Source organism: Streptosporangium sp. NPDC050855 (genome assembly GCF_044456585.1).
Taxonomy (GTDB): domain Bacteria; phylum Actinomycetota; class Actinomycetes; order Streptosporangiales; family Streptosporangiaceae; genus Streptosporangium; species Streptosporangium longisporum.
Genome location: NZ_JBITFY010000020.1, coordinates 46090 through 66409, shown reverse-complemented (window position 1 = coordinate 66409; position 20320 = coordinate 46090). Strand labels below are relative to the sequence as shown.

Sequence of the window (20320 nt, the reverse complement as noted above, 5' to 3'; positions counted from 1 at the left end):
GACGGGGCGGCGGGGACCTTGGCCTCTATGCGGCCCGTCCGCCGAGCGGCTAGCGTTCGGGACATGATTCGCGTTTTCCTGGTGGACGATCACGAGGTGGTACGGCGGGGTGTGGCCGCGCTGCTGGGCTCCGAGGACGACATCGAGGTGATCGGCGAGGCCGGTACCGCCGAATCCGCCATCGCCCGGATCCCGGCCCTCAAGCCCGACGTGGCCGTGCTGGACGTGCGCCTGCCCGACGGCAGCGGGGTGGACGTGTGCCGCGAGGTCCGCTCGCGGCTGCCGGGGCTGGCGTGCCTGATGCTGACCTCGTACGCCGACGACGACGCGTTGTTCGAGGCGGTCATGGCGGGGGCGTCGGGGTACGTGCTCAAGCAGATCCACGGCTCGGACCTGGTGGGCGCGGTCCGTACCGTGGCCGCCGGGCAGTCGCTGCTGGACCCGCAGACCACCGCCTCCATGCTGTCGCGGCTGCGGGAGAGGTCGCACAAGGAGGATCCGCTGGCGGCCCTGTCGGACCAGGAGCGCCACATCCTGGAGCTGATCGGCGAGGGCCTGACCAACCGGCAGATCGGCGAGCGGATGTTCCTGGCCGAGAAGACGGTCAAGAACTACGTCTCCAACCTGCTGGCCAAGCTCAACATGCAGCGCCGCACCCAGGTCGCGGCCATGGCGGCGCGGCTGAAGAGCGACGGCAGGGGCTGAGCCGGGACCGGTCGGCCACCCGGGCGGGGGCGCCACGGCACCGGTGATCACGGCCGGGCCCTCGCGGCACCAGCGGTCGTGACGGCCGTTCAGGCCGACCTCTCGCGCCGCTCCCGGCCGTCGTCGCGCCGCTCGCGCGGCACCAGGGTCGGGTTGACCCTGTCCAGGACGGTGTCGAGGCCGACCACGACCCGGGCCACGTCGTCGCGGCTCGGCACCTCGTACATCACGTCGAGCAGGACCTCCTCCAGGATCGCGCGGACCGCGCGGGCGCCGGTGCGGCGCAGCAGGGCCTGGTCGGCGATCGCGGCGATGGCCTCCTCGGTGAACTCCAGCTCCACGCCGTCCATCGCGAGGAGCCTGCGGTACTGCCCGACCGGTGCGTCGCGCGGCTCGGTGAGGATCCGCGTCAGCGCCGCCCGGTCCGGGGCCCGCAGGGTCGAGATCACCGGGAGGCGGCCGACCAGCTCCGGGATCAGCCCGAACTCCAGCAGGTCCTGGGGCATGACCCCGGCGAGCGGGTCCTGCTCCTCGCGTTCCCGGCGGGTGCGGATCGCGGCGCCGAACCCGCTGCCCGAGCGCTCGGTCCGCCGTTCGACGATCCGTTCCAGGCCGTCGAAGGCGCCCCCGCAGATGAAGAGCACGCCGGTGGTGTCGATCCGGAGGAACTCCTGCTGGGGGTGCTTGCGCCCCCCGTCGGGGGACACGTTCGCGACGGTGCCCTCCAGGATCTTGAGCAGAGCCTGCTGCACGCCCTCCCCGGAGACGTCCCGGGTGATGGACGGGTTCTCGCTCCTGCGGGCGATCTTGTCGATCTCGTCGATGTAGACGATGCCGGTCCCGGCCCTGGCGACGTCGCCGTCGGCGGCCCGGATCAGTCCGAGCAGGATGTTCTCCACGTCCTCCCCGACGTACCCGGCCTCGGTGAGCGCGGTGGCGTCGGCGATCGCGAACGGGACGTCCAGCATCCGGGCGAGCGTGCGGGCCAGGTGGGTCTTGCCGGAGCCGGTCGGGCCGACCATCAGGACGTTGGACTTGGCGAGCTCGACCGGGCCGTCCCTGCCGTCCCCCGCCGCCGACCGCAGCCGCTTGTAGTGGTTGTGGACGGCCACCGCGAGCGTCCTGCGGGCGTTCTCCTGGCCGACCACGTACCGGCCGAGGAAGTCGTCGATCTCCCTGGGCGCCGGCACCCGCGCCGGCCCGGCCGGCGGGACGTCCTCGCGGTCCTCCTCCATGAGCTCGGTGCACACCGCGATGCACTCGTCGCAGATGTGGACACCGGCCGGGCCCGCGATCAGCCGTGCGACCTGCCTGTTGCTCTTGCCGCAGAACGTGCACCTCGGCAGGGCGCCTCGGTCACCGATGCGTGCCATGGAAAGCGTCTCCTCGATGTTCGCGCTCCGGGAAAGGGGCCGGGGCCGGGCCCTCGGGTCGCCGGGGACGGCCCGGTGGGTACGGGGGCGGCCCGGCGGTGTCAGAGGGTCACGGGAAGCGAGACCAGGCGCCAGGTCCCCGGGTCGAGGGCGCGCCCGGCCCCCTCCCGGGGCGGCACGGACGCCAGGTCCGGGAAGCGGCGCAGCAGCTCGGTGATCGCGATCTCGGTCTGCACCCGGGCCAGCGAGGCCCCCAGGCAGAAGTGCGGGCCGTGGGCGAACCCGAGGTGGCCGGGCGCCCCGGCGGGCCTGGTGAGGTCGACCCGGTCGGGGCCGTCGAACGCGCGCGGGTCGCGGTTGGCGGCGGCGATGACGGCGGTGACGGGCTCGCCCCTGCGCACCGGCGTGCCGAAGAGCTCGACGTCCTCGGTGGCGTAGCGGGGGATCGACAGCAGCACCGGGCCGCACCAGCGGGTCAGCTCGTCGACGGCGCGGGGCATCAGGGAGGGGTCCTCGCGGAGCGCGCCGAGCTGTTCGGGGTGGGAGAGCAGGAACTCCACCGCGTTGGCGATGAGGTTGGCGGGCGTCTGCCCGGCCAGGACGAGGTGCCAGACCAGGGTGACGAGCTCGACGTCGTCGAGCCGGTCGCCGTCCTCGGTCTGGGCGCGGACGAGGTCGGAGAGCAGGTCGTCACCGGGCTCCTCGCGCCGCAGCGCGACCGCGGCCTTGGCGCCCTCGATGATGCCGGGAACGGCCGCGGTGAACTCCGGGCCCATGACCGACGCCACGGTGAGGCCGTACGCGCGCCAGCGCGGGCGGTCGGACTCGGGGATGCCGACCAGCTCACAGATCACGTCCATCGGCAGCGGCCTGGCGAAGTGCGGCAGCAGGTCCACCGTGCCGTTCTCGGCGTGTTCCGGCAGGGCGTCGAGCAGGCGGGCGACGAGCGGCTCGATCCTCGGCCGGAACCGCTCGGCGCGGCGCGCGCTGAACGCGGGCGAGACCAGCCTGCGCAGCCGGCCGTGCTCGGTCCCGTCCATCTCGCTCATGGTCCGCATGTAGGGCACGCAGTCCTCGGGGACGTCGGGCCGCATGAAGCTGCCGGCGGTGATCTCGAACCGCGGGTCGCTCAGCATCGTCCTGGCGTCCTCGTGGCGGGTGACGGCCAGCATGGGGCCGAAGCCCGGTGCCGACAGCCGCGCCAGCGGTGACCGCTCCCGCGCCCGGCCGTAGACGGCGAAGGGGTCGCGCATCACCTCCGGGTCGGTGAGCAGGATCTCCGGGATCTCTGGGATCCCCGAGCCATCCGGGGCCTGGTCCACGTGCCGGTCGGCTGCGGTCATACGTCCTCCCGATTTCGGATGGTGACATCATATGATCTCATCATCTGAGTGGTGACGGTATCTTGGATCGGAATCGGCGGCAACGTGAGGCGGGAGGGCGATGGGCCGGCTCAGCAGGGCGCAGTCGCAGGAGCACAACCGCGCCAGGGTGCTGGCCGCGGCCAGGGAGGAGTTCGCCGAGCGCGGCTTCCGGGACGCCAAGATCGACGGCATCGCCGAGCGCGCCGAGCTCACCCGGGGCGCGGTCTACTCGAACTTCTCCGGCAAACGGGCGCTGTACTTCACGGTCCTGGCCGACCTTGCCGAGCGCGGCCCCGAGCCGCCGCACCAGGAACCCGGCCTCACCCCCCGCGAGGCCCTCGGCGCGCTGGCCCGCGCCTGGCTGGCCAGGCTCCCCCTCACCACCGACGAGCCCCGCGGTCTCGCCCGGCTCGGCATGGAGCTGATGCCCGAGATCCTCGCCGACGAACGGCTCCGGCTGCCGTTCGCGCAGCTGATGAAACTCGACGCGATCCTGCTCGGGCTGGCCCTGGAGGGGCTGCGCCCGTCCGCGCCGTCCGCCGGAGGGCTGGTGTGGATGGCCGAGGCCGCGCTCACCACCCTGCACGGGGCGAGCCTGATGGCCGCCGCCGCGCCCGGCTTCACCGAGCCGTTCAACATCGTCAGCGCCTGCGAGCACCTGACGGAACTCGATCTCGACGACCGCCGGTTCGCCACCCCGTGGAACACCCGGGCGCGACCGGCCGACGAGCCCTGGTCACCGCCCGAGGCGGCGGACGCGGTACGCGGCGAGCCCGCGCCGCTCGCCGGCGACGGCGTGGTGGCGATCCTCGGCCTGCACCGGCTGGAGGCCGTCGAGGAGGCCGTACGGGCGGCCCCGCCGGGGGTCGCGATCACCGCCGTCGTGGTCACCGGCGGTTCCGACGAGCTGGCCCCGCTGGCCCGGCTGGCCGTCGCCGACCTCTGCGGCTGCCTGCGCCAGGCGTTCCCGCGCCCGGCCTGGCCGCGGCTGCGGGTGGTCCTCGACGGGTCGGGCGCGATCGCCGCCGCGGCCGGCCTGCCCGCCGCAGGCGAGGGGACCGAGTCCGCGGTACGCGTCGAGGCCGGCCGGATCGTGCTGCGCGCCGACGGCCGCGGTGCGTGCCACAGGGTCGCCTCGGCCACCGCGGGGACCCGTACCGCCGACACCGGCACCGGCACCGGCACCGACGCGGCCACCGGCACCGATCCCGATGTGACCACCGGCACCGGCACGGTTCCGCCCGGCCGGGCCCCGTCGGACGGCCCGGTCCCCCCGGGACGGGCGGGGCACCGCGGCTGACCTGCGGGACCGCTCCGAGGGCCACCCGGGGGCGGCATGTTCTCAGCGCAGCGGTACGCGCCAGACCAGCCGGGTCCCGCCGGTCGCGGACGCGCCCGCCTCGAAGGAGCCTCCCAGCGCCGTGGCCCGGTCGCTCATGTTGCGCAGGCCGCTGCGCCTGCCCTGGCCGGGAAGCCCGACCCCGTCGTCGGTGACGATGAGGGTGAGGGTGTCGTCGGCGGCCTCGGCGAAGACGTCGGCCCGGGTCGCCCTGGCGTGGCGCACGATGTTGGACAGCGCCTCGCGCAGCACGGCCAGCAGGTGCTCGGCGACCGGTTCGGGGACCTTGTTGTCGAGCTGGCCCTCCATCCGCAGGCCCGGCATGAAGCCCAGGTGCCCGCGCGCGCCCTCCACCAGCTCCACGATCCACGCGCGCAGGCTCGGATCGGCGGCCTGGCGGGGGGTCTGCAGGGCGAAGATGGTCGAGCGGATCTGCCGGATCGTCTCGTCCAGCTCGTTGATCCCGTGCTGGAGACGGTCGGACGCCTCGGGGTGCTCGACGAACCGCACGATGCTCATCAGCGTCATCGCCACCGCGAACAGGCGCTGGATGACCACGTCGTGCAGGTCCTTGGCGATCCGGTCGCGGTCCTCCAGCAGGCCCAGCCGCTCGGCGTCCTGGCGGGCCTCGGCCAGCTCAAGCGCGATCGCCGCCTGACCGGCGAAGGAGTGCAGGGTGCGCAGTTCGGTGGGGTTGAACGGGATGCGCCCCGGCCGCTTGCCCAGCGTCAGCACCCCGCGTACCGCACCGGTGGCCCCCAGCGGCACCGCGGCCACCGGTCCCACCGACAGCCGGTCGGACAGCGCGTCCGGCAGGCCCGCCTCGGACAGGGCGCTGACCATGAGGGGTTCCCCGCTCGACAGGGCCCGCCCGGCCAGCGAGCCCTCCACGTCCACCTCGGCCTCGCCGGCCCCTTCGACCTCCTCGGCCTCCGGACCGTCGGCGATCACCACCCGCAGGATCTTCCGGTCCCGGTCCGGGAGCATGATCATCGCGATGTCGGCGCCGGCCAGGCCCCGTGCCCGGTTCGCCATCAGGGTCAGCACCTCGTGCGGCTCGGCCCCCGACAGCAGACCGGTCGTGACCTCGGCCGAGGCCTGCAGCCACATCTCCCGCCGCCGGGTCTCCTCGTACAGCCGCGCGTTCTCGATGGCCACGCCCGCCGCGCTGGCCAGCGCGGACACGATCGCCTCGTCCTCCTCGTCGAACTCCCCGCCGCCGCGCTTCTCGGTGAGGTACAGGTTGCCGAACACCTCGTCGCGCACCCGGATCGGCACCCCCAGGAAGGACCCCATGGGCGGGTGGCCCGGTGGGAACCCGTAGGAGGCCGGGTGGTCGGTGATGTGCGCCAGCCGCAGGGTCTGCGGTTCCTTGATCAGCAGCCCCAGCAGGCCCAGCCCGTGCGGCCAGTGCTCGATCCGGGCGATCTCCTCCTCGTCCAGGCCCACCGGGACGAACTGCACCAGCGTGCTCTCCTGCCCGACCACGCCCAGGGCTCCGTAGGTGGCGTCGACCAGTTCGGTGGCGGTCTCCACGATGCGGCGCAGCACCACCTCCAGGTCGAGGTCGCTGCCCACCGAGACGACCGCCTCCAGCAGCGCGTGCACCCGGTCCCGGGTGGCCAGGACCGCCTCCAGACGCCCCTGCAGCTCTGACAGCAGCTCGTCCAACCGCATGTTCGGGATCAGGGAACGCGACTCCTTTTCCGTCATAGGGGGAAGTGTGGCATCCGGCGGCACCGCGGCCCACCTCGTCCGGGGTTCACAGGTACGGCGCCGGGACGCGGGCCAGGTCATCGGACCGGAAGGCCGGGGCGCCCCTGACGTCCACCACCCCGTCGACCTCGCGGACGGCCTCCAGCAGCGGCGCGACCTGCGAGCGCCGGGCGACCTCGCCGCCCAGCGTAACGACACCCGTCTCCACCTCGACGGTGACCTGCCCGCCGGGAAGGTGCAGGCCTCGTCGTGCCCCGCCGTGCCCGCTGCCCCGTCCCCGTCGTGTCCCCGTCGTGTCCCCGTCGTGTCCCCGTCGTCCCCGGCTCGGCCGGTCGTGCCCGGCGGTAACGTTTCCTCTGAGGGGACGTCTCCCTCGCGAGGCCGGAGTGAAGGGGATCGACCGTGGAGGAGCGTATGGGCGAGCAGGGTGCGGCCGGCGACGGGCACGGGGGCGTTCCCGGCGCACTGGAGACGCTCGACCGGCAGGAGTGCCTGCGGCTGATCGCCCCGGGCGGGGTGGGCCGGGTCGCCTTCGACGACCAGGGCGGACCGGTGATCCTCCCGGTCAACTACGTGCTGCACGAGGAAACGGTGATCTTCCGTACCGCCGTGGGCGGCCCCTTCGACGCGGGCCTGCGGACCGGCGTGGAGGGCGTCGAGTTCAAGATCGCCTTTGAGGTCGACCAGCTCGACGCCGCCGCCAGCGAGGGGTGGAGCGTGCTGGTACGCGGTGGCGTGCACCACGTCTCCGACCCCGAGGAGCTGGCCGCGGCACAGGCCACCGGCGTACAGCCCTGGGCCGGCGGGGAGCGGACGCTCTACGTCCGGATCTCGGCCAACGAGATCACCGGCCGCCGGGTCCACGGCGGCCGATGACGACGGTGGCGTCCAGCTCCTCGGAACGGGCCACCTTCGCCTCCAGCCCGTTCCGGGCGAAGGCCGCCACGGTCCGCGGCGCCTGCCGCTCACTCGTCTCGACCAGCAGGTGACCGTCCGGTGCCAGCCAGAGCGGCGCCCCGGCGGTCACCCTCCGCTGGACCTCGACGCCGTCCTCGCCGCCGTCGAGGGCCACCAGCGGCTCGTGCACCCGGGCCTCGGCGGGCAGCGACCCGATGGCCTCGGTGGGCACGTAGGGCGCGTTGGCCACCAGAAGATCGACCCGGCCGCGCAGCACCGCGGGCAGCGGCTCGTACAGGTCACCCTCGTAGACCCGCCCGCCGTCGCCCACGTTGCGGCGAGCGCACCGCACCGCGGCGGGATCGATGTCCACGGCGTACAGCTCGATGTCGTCCAGGGCGGCGACCAGCGCGGCGCCCACCGCGCCGGAGCCGCAGCACAGGTCGACGACCACCCTCGGCAGGGCCGGACGGTCGGGACGGGCGGGAAGGGCACCGCGGGCCAGGGCGACGGCCCGGTGCACCAGGAACTCGGTGCGGCGGCGCGGCACGAACACCCCCGGATCCACCGCCATCCGCGTGCCGCAGAACTCCGCCCAGCCCAGGACGTGTTCCAGCGGCAGGCCCTCGGCCCGCCGCTCCACCATCCCGGCGAGATCGGCGGGCGTGCGGGCGGTGGACAGCAGCAGCTCCGCCTCCTCCTCGGCGAAGACACAGCCGGCGGCACGGAGCCTGGAGACGACGACGGGCAAGGACAGAAGCGACGGAAGAAGCGACATGGAGAACCTTTCGGGAAGCCCACGGGGCTCCCTCGGTCTCCTATGCCGGACGGACCGCGCGGATGCGAGAAGGGAGCACCCGACCTGATGCAGCGGTAATGGGTCTCACCTCCTCGGTAGGTCCTGCGGACGGGGCAACACTACCCGATCCGGGTCAGAGCCGGGGGGTGGCGTGCGGCGAGCCCTTGAGCTCGTGGAAGGCGGGGGTCCCGGCCATCAGCAGCGTCCCGTCCCACAGGCGGCCGGCCTGCTCCCCCGTGGGGACCTGCGAGAGCACGGGACCGAAGAACACGACGCGCTCCCCGTCCGCACCGGTGACCGCCACCACCGGCGTGCCCACGTGCTCGCCGATCAGGCCGATGCCCTCGGCGTGCGAGGCGCGTATCGCCTCGTCGTAGGCGGTCGACGCACCGGCCTCGGCCAGGTCGAGCGGCAGGTCCGCGGCGGTCAGCGCGTCGTGCAGGGAGTCGGGCCACTGCTGCCCGTGCGCGCGCCCGGCGGTCCACATCGCGGTGTAGAACCGCGCGAGGGCCTCCTGCCCGTACCGCTCCAGCACGGCGGCGCAGACCCGCACCGGCACCCACAGGTAGCCCTCGGTGTCCCCTTCGGGGTCGTCGTCGCGGCCCTCGTTGAGCACCGACAGGCTCATCAGGTGCCAGCGCACCTCGACGGGACGGACCTTCCGTGCCTCCAGCAGCCACCGGGAGGTGATCCAGGTGTAGGGGCAGGAGGGGTCGAACCAGAAGTCCGCGATCGCCTTGTCCGTCATCGCACGCTCTCCGCTCGTCGTCACCGGCGCCATGGCCGCCTCACGCACCGCTCCCCCGCGCGGCCCCGCGAGAGGCGGGCCGGTCGAGGGCGGGGCACCGCGGGGTCGCCCCCGTCCTGGCGCAGTGTACGGAGCCCGCGGCGAAGGCGCGTGCCGCCGCGCCATCGTGACGTCAGGACACCCGGACACCCGGACGCGTGGACACCCGGCGCCCGGACGTCCGGACACCCGGGCGTCGCACCGTGACGTCGCGCCACCGCACCGGTGACGTCGTGGGGCCGTCCGGAGGCCGAAGGGGAACGCGCCGGGCGCATCAAGCCGACGCGTCAGACCGGGCCGGACGCGCCCGGTGCGGACCCGGCCGGTTCGTAGGTCGCGATCACCACACCGGTGGTCGTGGTCACGGAGTCGGCGAGCCGCAGGGCGTCGAAGGCGCCGTCCTCCGCGAACAGGCGCCGTCCGGCTCCCAGCACCAGCGGGTGGATCAGCAGGACGTACCGGTCGACGAGCCCGCGCCGCATCAGCGACCGGAGCAGGTCCCCGCTGCCGAGCACCACCAGGTCACCCCCGGGCTCCTTCCTGAGGCGGGCCACCTCGTCCGCGGCGTCACCGGCCATGAGGACGGAGTTGGCCCAGGGCAGCGGCTCCCGCAGTGTCCTGGACGCGACGTACTTGGGCGTGGCGGCGAGTACCTCGGTGAAGGGGTTGTCCCGCTGCCTGGGCCAGAAGCCGAAGAAGTCCTCGTAGGTCCTGCGGCCGAGCACCAGTGCCCGCGTCCGGCTCATCCCCTCGCCCATCACCCGGCCCGCGACCTCGTCGCTGTAGGGCCGGCTCCACCCGCCGTGCTCGAACCCGCCGCGCGGGTCCTCGTCGGCCCGGCCGGGGGCCTGTATCACGCCGTCGAGCGATATGTTGCTGACCGTCACGACGATGCTCATCGTCTCTCCGCCTCAGGGGTCCCGCCGACCCGGTGCCGGCGTCTCACCCCCTACACGAACGGCCGTCGCGCGGATCGACACCGGAGGCGGCGAGATCGGAGCCGCGTGACCGGACGCCCCGGAGGACGCCCGGTCCTCTCGGCCCGGTCCTCTCAGCGGCGCCGGCCCGAGCGGGGCAGGGGCCTGGTCTTCTGCGAACCGTAGGCGCGCCTGCCGCCGCGCCCCTGCTCGACCTGGGCGCGCTGCTTGCGCCGGCCCAGCAGCCAGCCCACTCCCAGGACGGCCAGGCCCAACGGCGTACGGGCCAGCCAGCGTGCCACCACGACCTTGAAGAACTTTCTCATGGGACGGTTCCTGCCCTGGGAAGAGCCGATTAGACGAGCGGCACGCAGAACGATGCGGTGAACTCCCGGCCGGTACGTCACCCGTTCCGGCTCACGGCCGCCTCGATCCCGTCCAGGAACACGGCGAGCCCGGCCGCGAAGGTCTCCCTGGCCTCCTGCTCCAGGTAGGGGACGGTCTCGTCCTCGGAGCGGTAGGCTCCCTCGCCCTCCATCCAGGTCAGGACGGGGAAGCGGTCGGCGAAGTCGGGGGCGACCTCCTGCAGCAGGGCCGAGCGGGCGTACCACCACTCGTCGTCGGACACCCCGGTCTCGGCCGGGGCCCGCCGGGTCTCCGCGATCGTCTGCGCCGCCCCGCGCACGAAGTGCGTCAGCGCGCCGACGACGCGGCGCAGCACGCCAGCCGGCAGCCCGGTCTCGCGGAGCGCGCGCAGCACCGTCTCCAGCATGACGTACTCGTTGGGGCCGAGCACGGGGCGCGCCGGGGAGACCTGCAGCACCCACGGGTGCCGCAGGTAGAACTCCCAGACGTCCTCGGCCCAGGCGGTCACGGCCGCCCGCCAGCCCGCCGTGAGGTCGTAGCCGGTGGGCAGCTCGGCGAGGGCGTGGTCGTACATCAGCTCGACCAGCTCGCTCTTGCTGGGGACGTAGGTGTAGAGGGCCATGGCGGTGCGCCCGAGCCGCTCGCCCACCGCGCGCATGGACAGGGCGGCCATCCCCTCGTCGTCGGCGACGGCGATGCCCGCCGCCACGATCAACTCCACGCTCAGCGCGGGTTTGGGCCCGGGACGCGCCTGCGGGGGGTCGGTGACGCGCCAGAGCAGGGCCATGGAGCGGTGCGCGTCACCCTGTCCGGCGAAGACCGTCACTTGCAACTCCTTACGACATAAACTAACTTGTCCGGGCCATCTCCTTACACCCTAAGGATATCAATGAGAAGGTTCGCATTCCCGTCCGACCGGCCGGCTCCCGGCGGTCGCGCCCGGTGGCGGGCCCGCGCCGCGGACGGTCACGACGTGATCGAGGTCCGCGGGGCCAGGGAGAACAACCTGGCCGACGTCTCCCTGGACATCCCCAAGCGCCGCCTGACCGTCTTCACCGGCGTCTCCGGGTCCGGGAAGTCCTCGCTGGTCTTCGGCACGATCGCCGCGGAGTCGCAGCGCCTGATCAACGAGACCTACACCGCCTTCGTTCAGTCGTTCATGCCGAGCCTGGGCCGGCCCGACGTCGACTCGCTGCGCAACCTGAGCGCGGCGATCATCGTCGACCAGGAGCGGATGGGCGCCAACTCCCGGTCCACGGTCGGCACGGCGACCGACGCCCAGACCATGCTGCGGATCGTCTTCAGCCGGATCGGCGTCCCGCACGTCGGCACCTCGAGCGCGTTCGGCTTCAACAGCGCCGAGGGCATGTGCCCGGAGTGCGAGGGGCTCGGCCGGGTGTCGGACATCGACGTCGGCGCCTTCGTCGACACCGGCCTCTCGCTCAACGAGGGGGCGATCACGGCGCCCAACTTCACCGTGGGCTCCTGGTACTGGCAGAACACCGCCCTGTCCGGCTTCTTCGACCCCGACGTCAAGCTCAGGGACTACACCCCGGCCCAGTGGGACGACCTGCTGAACAGGCCCGCCACCAAGATCAAGATCGGGACCACGAACACCACCTACGAGGGACTGCTGGTCAAGCTCCGGCGGACCTACCTCGGCAAGGACCGCGAGTCGCTGCAGCCGCACGTCCGGGCGTTCGTCGACCGGGTCGTGACCTTCACCGGCTGCCGCGCGTGCGGCGGCACCCGGCTCAACCCCGCGGCGCTGGCCTCCAGGATCGACGGCCGCAACATCGCCGAGTGCTCGGCCATGCAGATCAGCGACCTGGCCGCCTTCGTCGCGGGCATCGAGGACGCGTCGGTGGGGCCGCTGATCGCCACCCTGCGCAACACGCTGGACTCGCTGGTGGAGATCGGGCTGGGCTACCTGAGCCTGGACCGCGAGTCCGCCACCCTGTCCGGTGGCGAGGCCCAGCGGGTGAAGATGGTCCGCCACCTCGGCTCCAGCCTGACCGACGTCACCTACGTCTTCGACGAACCCACCGTGGGCCTGCACCCGCACGACATCGAGCGGATGAACGGGCTGCTGCTGCGCCTGCGGGACAAGGGCAACACGGTCCTGGTCGTCGAGCACAAGCCCGAGACGATCGAGATCGCCGACCACGTGGTCGACCTGGGCCCGGGCGCGGGCACGTCCGGGGGACGGATCTGCTACACCGGGGACGTGGCCGGCCTGCGGCGCTCGGGCTCCCTCACCGGCCGTCACCTGGACCACCGGGCCCGGCTGCGCGAGCGGGTGCGCCGGCCCGCCGAGTGGCTGCCGATCAGGGGCGCCGACCTGCACAATCTCAGGAAGGTGGACGTCGACGTTCCGCTCGGCGTGCTGACCGTGGTCACCGGCGTGGCGGGCTCGGGCAAGAGCTCGCTGATCCACGGGTCGCTCCCCCGACGCCCGGACGTGGCCGTGGTCGACCAGAGCCCGATCCGCGGCTCCCGGCGCAGCAATCCTGCCACCTACACCGGGCTGCTGGACCCGATCCGCACCGCCTTCGCGAAGGCCAACGGGGTACGGGCGGCCCTGTTCAGCGCCAACTCCGAGGGGGCCTGCCCCAACTGCAAGGGCATCGGCCTGGTCTACACCGACCTGGCGATGATGGCCGGGGTGGCGTCGGTGTGCGAGGAGTGCGAGGGCAGGAGGTTCACCCCCGAGGTGCTGACCCACAAGCTGCGCGGCAAGGACATCAGCGAGGTGCTGGCCATGTCGGTGACCGAGGCGCGCGACTTCTTCGGGGCGGGTGCGGGCTCCGGCGCGGCGCGGGCCGTCCTGGACCGGCTCTCCGACGTGGGCCTGGGCTACCTCGGCCTGGGCCAGCCGCTGACCACGCTGTCCGGTGGCGAGCGGCAGCGGCTCAAGCTGGCCATCCGGATGGCGGACAGGGCCACGACGTACGTGCTGGACGAACCCACCACCGGCCTGCACCTGGCGGACGTGGACCAGCTGCTTGCGCTGCTCGACCGGCTCGTCGACGACGGCAACACGGTCGTCGTCATCGAGCACCACCAGGCCGTGATGGCCCACGCGGACTGGATCATCGACATGGGTCCGGGGGCCGGTCAGGACGGCGGCCGGGTGGTCTTCACCGGCACGCCCGCCGAGCTCGTCGCCCGGGGGGACTCGCTCACCGCCCGGCACCTGCGCGTCTACCTGGGGAAGAACACCGGCTGACCGTTCGAGCCCGGCCCGCGCGGCACGTGGCCGCCGGGCGAGCACGGGAACGGGCCCGGGGGGGGGGGGGGGGGGGGGGGGGGGGGGGGGGGGGGCGGGGGGGGGCGGGGGGGCGCGGGGGGGGGGGGGGGGGCGGGGGCGCCGGGGGGGGGGGGGGGGGGTGCGCGCGCCGGCGGGCGGGCGGCGGGGGGGGGGGGGCCGCCGCCCGCCCCCCCCCCCCCCCCCCCCCCCCCCCCCCCCCCCCCCCCCCCGCCGGTGCGCGAAGGGCGGTCAGCGCTGCCAGACGCGCACGTAGTCGACCTTGAAGTCGGCCGGGAAGACGGTGGTGGCGTCCGGGTCGCCCAGCCATCCGCCGACCTGGAAGTTCAGCCGCAGGTTGAACTTCCGCTTGTAGTTCAGGTCGCCGCCGAGGGTGTCCTTGAGCCAGGTGGGCGTGTTGCCCTCGCGGCGCCAGATCTCCTTGCCGTCGACGTACCAGCGGATCACGCCCGGCTCCCACTCGGTGGTGTAGGTGTGGAAACCGTCGCCCGGGTACCCGCTCGGGAAGGTGTACCGGAAGTCGTTCTTGGTGGGCGTGTAGTCACGGAAGATCGCCGCCGTCGAGGCCCGGTAGTACTGCGGGCCGCCGGGGAGCTCGGTGACGTCGATCTCGCCGTTGCCCCCGTCGTCGGGACGCATCCAGAACGCGGGCCACAGGCCCTTGGAGTTGTTCGGCCCGTTCGGGGACTTCGCGCGGATCTCGAACCGGCCGTAGGTGAACGACGCCTTGCCCCTCATGGTGTCGAGGTAGCCGGTCGAGTAGTGGCGGGTCGTACCGGCGCAGGTACGGTCCTCCTTGAGCGCCCGCATGGTCAGCACGCCGCCGCTCACGAACTGGTTCGCCGGCCTGCTGGTGATGCAGGCGCGGTCGAAGTCCAGGGAACTGTCCCTGGTGTTCCACTTGGTGGTGTCGATCGCGGTGCCGTTGAACTCGTCGGCCCACACCAGCCGCCAGCCGGCCGGGGTCGTCGGGGTCACCGTGGGGCTCGCCGTCGGGGTGGGCGTCGGCCTGACCGTGGGGGTCACCGTCGGCGTGGGGCCGGGCGTCGCGCCGGTGGTGTAGGAGATCACCAGGCGCGGCCGGATCGCCGCGTTGGAGTTGTCGGCGGACGCCCAGTACGTCCGGGTGGTGCGGGTCGTCTGGCGGACGGCGAAGGTGACCGCGCCGTTGCCGGTGACGGCCGAGGAGACGTCCCAGGCGTTGTAGCCCTTGGTGACCGCGGTGTTGGAGTCCAGCGCGGCGCCGAGCGCCGGCCGGCTCGCCCAGGTGCCGGTGCCGGAGGCTCCGCCGTCGGCCTCGTGCGCGGTGGTCGTGGTGCCCGTGAAGGGGTTCCAGGAGTACAGCTCCAGGCGGGCCGTCACGCCGGTGGCGCCCGCGGGCAGGCCGGTGACGTTGAAGCCGACGACCGCGTCCCGCTGCCCCGAGGAGTTCCCGTCGCAGGACTGCGGGCAGGTCGCCAGGGTCGTCCTGGCGCTGCCGTCGCCGTCCTGGGCGACCTGCGAGTAGGTGGTGTCGGCGGCCGGTTTGATCGTGACGCTCGCCGCCGCGGCGGTGGCCGTGCCACTGCCGCAGAGCGTCATGACACCGGTCGCGGCCAGAAGCGCCGCGACCGCGCGTTTCCTCAAGAAGAGTGACCCCGTCGAACGCGGATGAGTCATCTTCCGCCCCCTTGAACATCGTCGGGCCGCCGCTGCAAGCGGCCGTTGATCATGTGAACGGGACGAACCTAACAGTGAAAATCCGGCCTCGACGCTTTTCCCTGTTTTGGACGGTTCCATAGTGAAAAGGAGTGCGCGGGCTCCCGGTGGAGGGCGTCACCGCGGGGTCGCGGTCTCAGGCGAACAGGGCCCACCCCCAGTAGTCGCCGGCGTCGCGCACGCCCGGCGGGCAGGCGAACAGGGCGCTGGAGACGTGCCTGATGTACTCGTTGAGGGAGTCGGCCTCGGCCAGGGAGCGCTGCACGGTGACGAACTGCCGGTGCGGGTCGCGCTGGTAGGACATGAAGAACAGCCCGGCGTCCAGCCGGCCGAGCCCGTCGGAGCCGTCCACGTAGTTGTAGCCGCGGCGCAGCAGCCGCGCGCCGCCGTTGTTCGACGGGTGCGCCAGCCGTACGTGCGCGTCGTCCTTGATCAGGGCCTGCCCGTCGGGGCCCTTGGCGGCGAAGTCGATCGTGTCGAACTCGGCCTTGCGGCCCAGCGGGGCGCCCTCGCCCTTGTCGCGGCCGAAGATCTGCTCCTGCTCGGACAGCGGCGCCCGGTCCCACGTCTCGATCAGCATCCGGATCTTGCGGGTGACCAGGTAGCTGCCGCCGGTCATCCAGTCGGGGCCGTCGCCCGGCGCCACCCACAGGTGGTCCCTCAGCAGCGCCACGTCCTCCAGCTTGAGGTTGGCGGTACCGTCCTTGAAGCCCATCAGGTTGCGCGCCGTCGCCTGCGAGCGCGAGGTCGAGGACGTACGGCCGAAGCCGAGCTGGGTCCAGCGGACCGAGACCCGGCCGAAGCCGATGCGCGCCAGGTTGCGGACGGCGTGCACCGCGACCTGCGGGTCGTGCGCGCACGCCTGCACGCACAGGTCACCGCCGGAGATGTCCTTCACCAGCGCGTCGCCGGGCAGGTGCGGCAGGTCGGCCAGCGCGGCCGGCCTGCGCGACGTCAGCCCGAACCGGTCGTCGAACAGCGAGCCTCCGAAGCCGACCGTCAGCGTCAGCCCGGAGGCCGGCAGCCCGAGCGCCTCGCCGGTGTCGTCCGGCGGTGCCTCGCGGTCCCCGCCGACCGCCCCGAACACCCCGGCCTCCTGCCCCCGCGTCATCCGGGCCGCGGCCGCGGTCCACTCCTGCAGCAGGTCGTCCAGCTCGGCCCTGTTCTCGGTGACCACGTCGAACGAGACGAAGTGCAACCTGTCCTGCGCCGGGGTGACGATGCCCGCCTGGTGCTCGCCGTAGAAGGGGATCGGGTCGGCGGCGGAGGCGGGGGGCGGGGCGGGTGCCGGTTCGGGCCCGCCGGAGGCACCGCGCACCACGATCGCGCCGGCACCGGCGGCCGCCGCCCCCGCGGCGCCCATGCCCAGCAGTTTCCTGCGGCTGATCCGCCCGCTCATCGCCCCTGCCTCACGCGGGTCACTTCGCCACCACCGCGGCGATCCTGCTGATCGGCTCGGAGAGCGCGTTGATCGCGTCCGAGAGCTTCCTGAGGTCGTCCTTGGACAGCTCGGTGTGCAGCTTCCAGCCGTCGCCCTTGCGGTGCGCGCCGAGCGCCGCCTCGGCCGCGGCGAACCTCTCGTCCAGCGTCGTGACCAGCTCGGGGGCGCGCTGCTCCAGGACCGGGCGGAGCGCCTGCACCGCCGCCTTGGACCCCTGCAGGTTGGCGTCGAAGTCCCACAGGTCGGTGTGGGAGTAGCGGTCCTCCTCGCCGGTGATCTTTCCGGAGGCGACCTCGTCGAGCAGCCCCTTGGCGCCGTTGGCCAGCAGCACCGGTGAGAGCTCGGCGGCGTTGGCCTTCTCCACGATGGTCGTGATGTCGGCCATCAGCTTGTCGGCGACGGGCCCGTCCTCGCTGATGTCCCCGGTGACCCAGAGGTCCTTCTCGATGCGGTGGAAACCGGTCCACTCCTCGCCTTCGGCCACGTCGTTCTCCCGGGCGTCGATGGCCGGGTCGAGGTCGCCGAAGATCTCCGCGACCGGCTCGATCCGCTCCCAGTAGGTCCGCGAGACCGGGAAGAGCGCCTTGGCCTTCTTGACGTCCTTCGCCTTGACCGCGTCCACGAACTCCTGCGCCTTGGTCAGCAGGGTGTCGCTCTGCGACTTGATGTAGCGCTTGTAGCCGGCGGTGGCCGCCGCGAGCTGCGCGTCGTCGCTGAGCGGCTTGTGCTCGCCGGTGACCTTGAGCGGCCCGCGGACGCCCTTGCCGATCATGCCGGGCTTGCAGGCGGTCTGGTAGGTGCCGGGGGGCAGCTCGATGATCACCTCACGGGTCAGGCCGGGCACGATGTTCTCCACCTCGCCCATGACCCGGTCACCGGCCGCGTAGACGTAGAACTCGGTCACCTTGGTGCCGCCGTTGGTGACGGCGAACGTCGAGGTCCCGGCCGGGACCTCGGTGACGGCGACCTTGCACTCGGTGTCGCTGGCGGCCACCGCGACGGGACCGCCCGCGGCCGGGGCCGCCGAGGCGGCCGACGTCCCGGCGCCGGGGGCGGGATCGGAGGCGCAGGCGGTGAGGCCGGCGAGCGCGAGCACGCCGGTGACGATGGAGACGGAGGTGCGCATGGTCGTTCCGTTCGGAAAGGGTCAGCCCGCGTGTTGCGGGTCGGTCGCTGAGGTCGGGGACACGGGGGCCGGGTTCCGCCGCGGCCACAGGAAGAGCACGAGCGTGGGCAGCGCGTAGGCGGCCCAGGCCACCGTCTCCAGCACGCTCGGCTGCGGGGTGATGTTGAACATCCCGGCCAGCAGCGCCCCGTGCCAGGAGTCGGCGGGCAGCACGCCGCTGATGTCGAATGCCTGGACGGACAGCCCCGGCAGGACGCCTGCCTCCTGCAGGTCGTGCACGCCGTACTTGAAGATGCCCGCGGCGACCAGGATCAGCAGCAGCCCGGTCCAGGTGAAGAAGACGGTCAGGTCGATGCGCATCGCGCTGTGGTAGATCGCCCAGCCCAGCGCGACCGCGGTGAGCAGGCCCAGGCTGATGCCGATCAGCGGGACGGCGGTGGTGGAGGCGCCCTGCGCCGAGGCGAAGAACAGCAGCGCGGTCTCCAGGCCCTCGCGCGCCACGGCGAGGAAGGACACGACCACCACCGCGGTCGCGCCGACCTCCAGGGCCCGGCTGAGCCTGGCGCGCAGCTCGCCGGAGAGGGTACGGGCGGCGCGGCGCATCCAGAAGATCATCCAGGTGACGAACGCGGTGGCCAGCAGCGAGGTGATCGCCTCGAACAGCTCCTGCTGCCGGTACTCCAGGCGGGCGACGGTGAAGGTCAGCAGCGCGCCGAACGCGACCGACAGCACCAGGGCGGCGCCGACGCCGGCCCACACCAGGGGCAGCCGGTCCCGCCGGTCGCTCTTGACCAGGAGGGCGACGAGCACGGAGACGACGAGGGTGGCCTCCAGGCCCTCACGCAGTCCGATGAGATAGCTGGCGAACACCGTCACTCCATGAGAACCGAAAACCGCGACCGTATTAGGTTAGGACAACCTTAGTCGGGGGGACGGGACGACTCTCGGGCGGGGTGGTCACGGACGGCCGGAGCGGTCCCGGCCGGGGTGCGGCGCCCTCTCGCGGTCCCTCCCCGGCGGTACCCCTCTCTCGGAACCCCCGCGGTGTCCCCTCGTGGCGCCCTGTCGCGGTGCCGTCCGCTCACGCGCGCACGGAGCGCCAGATCCGTTCGGGCAGCAGGCGGCACGCCTCGTCCAGGTCGATGCCGGGGGCTCCGGCCAGCCACCGGCGGGCCGTCTCCGCGACCGGGCCGACGACCAGCGTCTCGGTCAGCGCGTCCGGCAGCTCCACGACCAGGCCCGCCTCGGTGTACGGCCGCAGCCGGCCCAGGATCTCGGCGAGCCTCGGCCCCGTCTCCCGCGTGACCGGCCCGGGGTGGGCGGCGAGGAACCCGGCGTAGGCGGAGGCGTGCACGAAGTGCGCGGCGGACCGGTGCTCGCGGGTGAAGCCGAGGTATCCGGTGACCACGGCGCGGATCACCCCGGCCGCCTCCCGCTCGCCCCGCCCCGGCCGCGTGGCCGCCCCGGCCCGGACGAGGTCGCGTTCGGCGTCGAGGGCGGCGATGACGGCGTCGAGCAGGCCGGACAGGCAGCGCGCGTACAGTGCCGCGGCCAGCCCGTCGAAGCTGCCGAAGTGGTGGTAGAGGCTGCCGACGCTGACGCCGCTCGTCCCGGTCACCGCGGTCATCGTGAAGCCCTCGGCGCCGTGGCGGTCGTACAGCTCCAGGGCGGCGGCCAGCAGCCGTTCCCTGGTCTCGTCGCCGCGCCTGTGCCTAGGCGACACCGGTGAGCTCCGCGGCCTGCGCCCAGAGCCTGCGCGCCAGGACGGCGTCGGCCGCCACCGGCTCCAGGGGCAGCTCGCGGTCGACGTCGAAGTAGCGCCCGGTACCGGCCCGGTCCATGGCCACCCCCAGGACCGCGGCCGCGCCCTCGGCGGGTGCCTTCCACAGCAGCTTGGCGGCCTTCAGCAGCACCCCCACCGGGCCGCCGCGGTCACCGAGCCCGGTCCTGATCACCCCCGGGTGCACGGCGTCGACCGTGACGCCCCGCTCCCTCCAGCGCGCGGCCCACAGCGGCGTCAGCGCCAGGTTGCACAGCTTGGTGTCGGCGTAGGTGCGCACCGGGGAGAAGTCCGCGCCGGTGGGCGTGCGCCCGGGGTCGGCGCGGCCCTTGACGTACAGGCCCGCGGTGACCTGGACGACCCTGGTCAGGCGGTCTTCCAGCAGGTGGTTGAGCAGGAAGGGGGCCAGGTGGTTGACGGCGAAGGACTCCTCGAACCCGTCCTCGGTGAGCCGCCGCGCCGCGGGCCAGATCCCGGCGTTGTGGATCAGCACGTCCGGGCGCGGGCAGACGGCGGCCAGTTCCCCGGCGGCGGACCGGATCCCCCGCAGGGTCGACAGGTCCGCCGTCACCAGGTCGGCGCCGAGCCGGGCCGCCTCGCCCGCCGCGGCGGGGTTCCTGGCCACGAGCACCACGCGGTGGCCGAGGCGGGCGAACTCCTCGGCCGTGGCCAGACCGATCCCGCGGTTGCCCCCGGTGATGACGACGCTGGGTCTCATGCCCGGGAGCGTACCGGATTCTAGAG

At 73.2% G+C, this 20320-nt stretch carries 19 protein-coding genes; 4 read left to right on the top strand and 15 right to left on the bottom strand.

What is annotated here, in order from left to right:
* Positions 1–63 precede the first annotated feature (63 nt).
* Positions 64–705 (top strand): response regulator, encoded by a 642-nt coding sequence (locus tag ACIBCT_RS32155; RefSeq protein WP_399195028.1) that lies wholly within the window; start codon positions 64–66, stop codon positions 703–705.
* Positions 706–794: 89 nt separating this feature from the next.
* Here ACIBCT_RS32155 and clpX read toward each other — a convergent pair whose 3' ends face one another.
* Together clpX and ACIBCT_RS32145 are read right to left on the bottom strand one after the other, a co-directional pair.
* A complete protein-coding gene (gene clpX / locus ACIBCT_RS32150; RefSeq protein WP_399195025.1) occupies positions 795–2078 on the bottom strand; it encodes an ATP-dependent Clp protease ATP-binding subunit ClpX in 1284 nt (427 codons plus the stop codon).
* 101 nt (positions 2079–2179) lie between these two features.
* Positions 2180–3421: a cytochrome P450 gene (locus ACIBCT_RS32145; RefSeq protein WP_399195023.1), complete on the bottom strand. Its 1242-nt coding sequence runs from the start codon at positions 3419–3421 to the stop codon at positions 2180–2182.
* 100 nt (positions 3422–3521) lie between these two features.
* Here ACIBCT_RS32145 and ACIBCT_RS32140 point away from each other — a divergent pair, with 100 nt between their 5' ends.
* Positions 3522–4742 carry a TetR/AcrR family transcriptional regulator gene (locus ACIBCT_RS32140; RefSeq protein ID WP_399195022.1) on the top strand — a complete coding sequence of 407 codons (1221 nt, stop codon included), beginning with the start codon at positions 3522–3524 and terminating at the stop codon, positions 4740–4742.
* Positions 4743–4784: 42 nt separating this feature from the next.
* Here ACIBCT_RS32140 and ACIBCT_RS32135 read toward each other — a convergent pair whose 3' ends face one another.
* Positions 4785–6494 (bottom strand): GAF domain-containing protein, encoded by a 1710-nt coding sequence (locus ACIBCT_RS32135; RefSeq protein WP_399195020.1) that lies wholly within the window; start codon positions 6492–6494, stop codon positions 4785–4787.
* Between the two features lie 49 nt (positions 6495–6543).
* Positions 6544–6963 (bottom strand): BON domain-containing protein, encoded by a 420-nt coding sequence (locus tag ACIBCT_RS32130; protein ID WP_399195019.1) that lies wholly within the window; start codon positions 6961–6963, stop codon positions 6544–6546.
* On the opposite strand from ACIBCT_RS32130, the gene ACIBCT_RS32125 reads away from it, so the two are divergent.
* Positions 6900–7373, top strand: coding sequence for a pyridoxamine 5'-phosphate oxidase family protein (locus tag ACIBCT_RS32125; RefSeq protein WP_399195017.1), 474 nt, complete (start codon positions 6900–6902; stop codon positions 7371–7373). The two genes, ACIBCT_RS32130 and ACIBCT_RS32125, sit on opposite strands and share 64 nt — an antisense overlap.
* Here the strand turns inward: ACIBCT_RS32125 and ACIBCT_RS32120 are convergent.
* From ACIBCT_RS32120 to ACIBCT_RS32100, 5 genes are all read right to left on the bottom strand, one after another.
* The gene (locus tag ACIBCT_RS32120) at positions 7342–8172 is read right to left on the bottom strand and encodes a putative protein N(5)-glutamine methyltransferase (RefSeq protein ID WP_399195015.1); all 831 of its coding nucleotides are present in this window, start codon (positions 8170–8172) and stop codon (positions 7342–7344) included. The genes ACIBCT_RS32125 and ACIBCT_RS32120 overlap by 32 nt on opposite strands.
* Positions 8173–8326: 154 nt before the next feature.
* On the bottom strand, positions 8327–8941 hold the full coding sequence (locus ACIBCT_RS32115; RefSeq protein ID WP_399195013.1) for a disulfide bond formation protein DsbA: 615 nt from the start codon (positions 8939–8941) through the stop codon (positions 8327–8329).
* 326 nt (positions 8942–9267) lie between these two features.
* Positions 9268–9879 carry a dihydrofolate reductase family protein gene (locus tag ACIBCT_RS32110; protein WP_399195011.1) on the bottom strand — a complete coding sequence of 204 codons (612 nt, stop codon included), beginning with the start codon at positions 9877–9879 and terminating at the stop codon, positions 9268–9270.
* Positions 9880–10031: 152 nt separating this feature from the next.
* Positions 10032–10223 carry a DUF6203 family protein gene (locus ACIBCT_RS32105; RefSeq protein ID WP_344897129.1) on the bottom strand — a complete coding sequence of 64 codons (192 nt, stop codon included), beginning with the start codon at positions 10221–10223 and terminating at the stop codon, positions 10032–10034.
* Positions 10224–10300: 77 nt separating this feature from the next.
* The gene (locus tag ACIBCT_RS32100) at positions 10301–11089 is read right to left on the bottom strand and encodes a TetR/AcrR family transcriptional regulator (protein ID WP_399195009.1); all 789 of its coding nucleotides are present in this window, start codon (positions 11087–11089) and stop codon (positions 10301–10303) included.
* Positions 11090–11152: 63 nt separating this feature from the next.
* Here ACIBCT_RS32100 and ACIBCT_RS32095 point away from each other — a divergent pair, with 63 nt between their 5' ends.
* Positions 11153–13492 carry an ATP-binding cassette domain-containing protein gene (locus ACIBCT_RS32095; RefSeq protein WP_399195008.1) on the top strand — a complete coding sequence of 780 codons (2340 nt, stop codon included), beginning with the start codon at positions 11153–11155 and terminating at the stop codon, positions 13490–13492.
* A gap of 270 nt (positions 13493–13762) precedes the next feature.
* Here the strand turns inward: ACIBCT_RS32095 and ACIBCT_RS32090 are convergent, their stop codons facing one another.
* The 6 genes from ACIBCT_RS32090 to ACIBCT_RS32065 all read right to left on the bottom strand — a co-directional run bounded on the left by ACIBCT_RS32090 (position 13763) and on the right by ACIBCT_RS32065 (position 20294).
* Positions 13763–15157 carry a family 16 glycosylhydrolase gene (locus tag ACIBCT_RS32090; protein ID WP_399195006.1) on the bottom strand — a complete coding sequence of 465 codons (1395 nt, stop codon included), beginning with the start codon at positions 15155–15157 and terminating at the stop codon, positions 13763–13765.
* A 208-nt stretch (positions 15158–15365) separates the two neighbouring features.
* The gene (gene efeB, locus ACIBCT_RS32085) at positions 15366–16628 is read right to left on the bottom strand and encodes an iron uptake transporter deferrochelatase/peroxidase subunit (protein ID WP_399195004.1); all 1263 of its coding nucleotides are present in this window, start codon (positions 16626–16628) and stop codon (positions 15366–15368) included.
* A 19-nt stretch (positions 16629–16647) separates the two neighbouring features.
* Positions 16648–17796 (bottom strand): iron uptake system protein EfeO, encoded by a 1149-nt coding sequence (gene efeO, locus ACIBCT_RS32080; RefSeq protein WP_399195002.1) that lies wholly within the window; start codon positions 17794–17796, stop codon positions 16648–16650.
* 21 nt (positions 17797–17817) lie between these two features.
* Positions 17818–18666, bottom strand: a complete 849-nt coding sequence (gene efeU / locus ACIBCT_RS32075) for an iron uptake transporter permease EfeU (RefSeq protein ID WP_399194999.1) — start codon at positions 18664–18666, stop codon at positions 17818–17820.
* 211 nt (positions 18667–18877) lie between these two features.
* Positions 18878–19519 (bottom strand): TetR/AcrR family transcriptional regulator, encoded by a 642-nt coding sequence (locus ACIBCT_RS32070; RefSeq protein ID WP_399194996.1) that lies wholly within the window; start codon positions 19517–19519, stop codon positions 18878–18880.
* Positions 19509–20294, bottom strand: coding sequence for an SDR family NAD(P)-dependent oxidoreductase (locus tag ACIBCT_RS32065; protein WP_399194994.1), 786 nt, complete (start codon positions 20292–20294; stop codon positions 19509–19511). The genes ACIBCT_RS32070 and ACIBCT_RS32065 overlap by 11 nt, the downstream gene beginning before the upstream one ends.
* Between the last annotated feature and the right edge of the window lie 26 nt (positions 20295–20320).

Coding starts and splice junctions, on each gene's coding strand:
- ACIBCT_RS32155 (WP_399195028.1), top strand. CDS start 64: ATGATTCGCGTTTTCCTGGTGGACGATCACGAGGTGGTACGGCGGGGT.
- clpX (WP_399195025.1), bottom strand. CDS start 2,078: ATGGCACGCATCGGTGACCGAGGCGCCCTGCCGAGGTGCACGTTCTGC.
- ACIBCT_RS32145 (WP_399195023.1), bottom strand. CDS start 3,421: ATGACCGCAGCCGACCGGCACGTGGACCAGGCCCCGGATGGCTCGGGG.
- ACIBCT_RS32140 (WP_399195022.1), top strand. CDS start 3,522: ATGGGCCGGCTCAGCAGGGCGCAGTCGCAGGAGCACAACCGCGCCAGG.
- ACIBCT_RS32135 (WP_399195020.1), bottom strand. CDS start 6,494: ATGACGGAAAAGGAGTCGCGTTCCCTGATCCCGAACATGCGGTTGGAC.
- ACIBCT_RS32120 (WP_399195015.1), bottom strand. CDS start 8,172: ATGTCGCTTCTTCCGTCGCTTCTGTCCTTGCCCGTCGTCGTCTCCAGG.
- ACIBCT_RS32115 (WP_399195013.1), bottom strand. CDS start 8,941: ATGACGGACAAGGCGATCGCGGACTTCTGGTTCGACCCCTCCTGCCCC.
- ACIBCT_RS32110 (WP_399195011.1), bottom strand. CDS start 9,879: ATGAGCATCGTCGTGACGGTCAGCAACATATCGCTCGACGGCGTGATA.
- ACIBCT_RS32105 (WP_344897129.1), bottom strand. CDS start 10,223: ATGAGAAAGTTCTTCAAGGTCGTGGTGGCACGCTGGCTGGCCCGTACG.
- ACIBCT_RS32095 (WP_399195008.1), top strand. CDS start 11,153: ATGAGAAGGTTCGCATTCCCGTCCGACCGGCCGGCTCCCGGCGGTCGC.
- efeB (WP_399195004.1), bottom strand. CDS start 16,628: ATGAGCGGGCGGATCAGCCGCAGGAAACTGCTGGGCATGGGCGCCGCG.
- efeO (WP_399195002.1), bottom strand. CDS start 17,796: ATGCGCACCTCCGTCTCCATCGTCACCGGCGTGCTCGCGCTCGCCGGC.
- ACIBCT_RS32065 (WP_399194994.1), bottom strand. CDS start 20,294: ATGAGACCCAGCGTCGTCATCACCGGGGGCAACCGCGGGATCGGTCTG.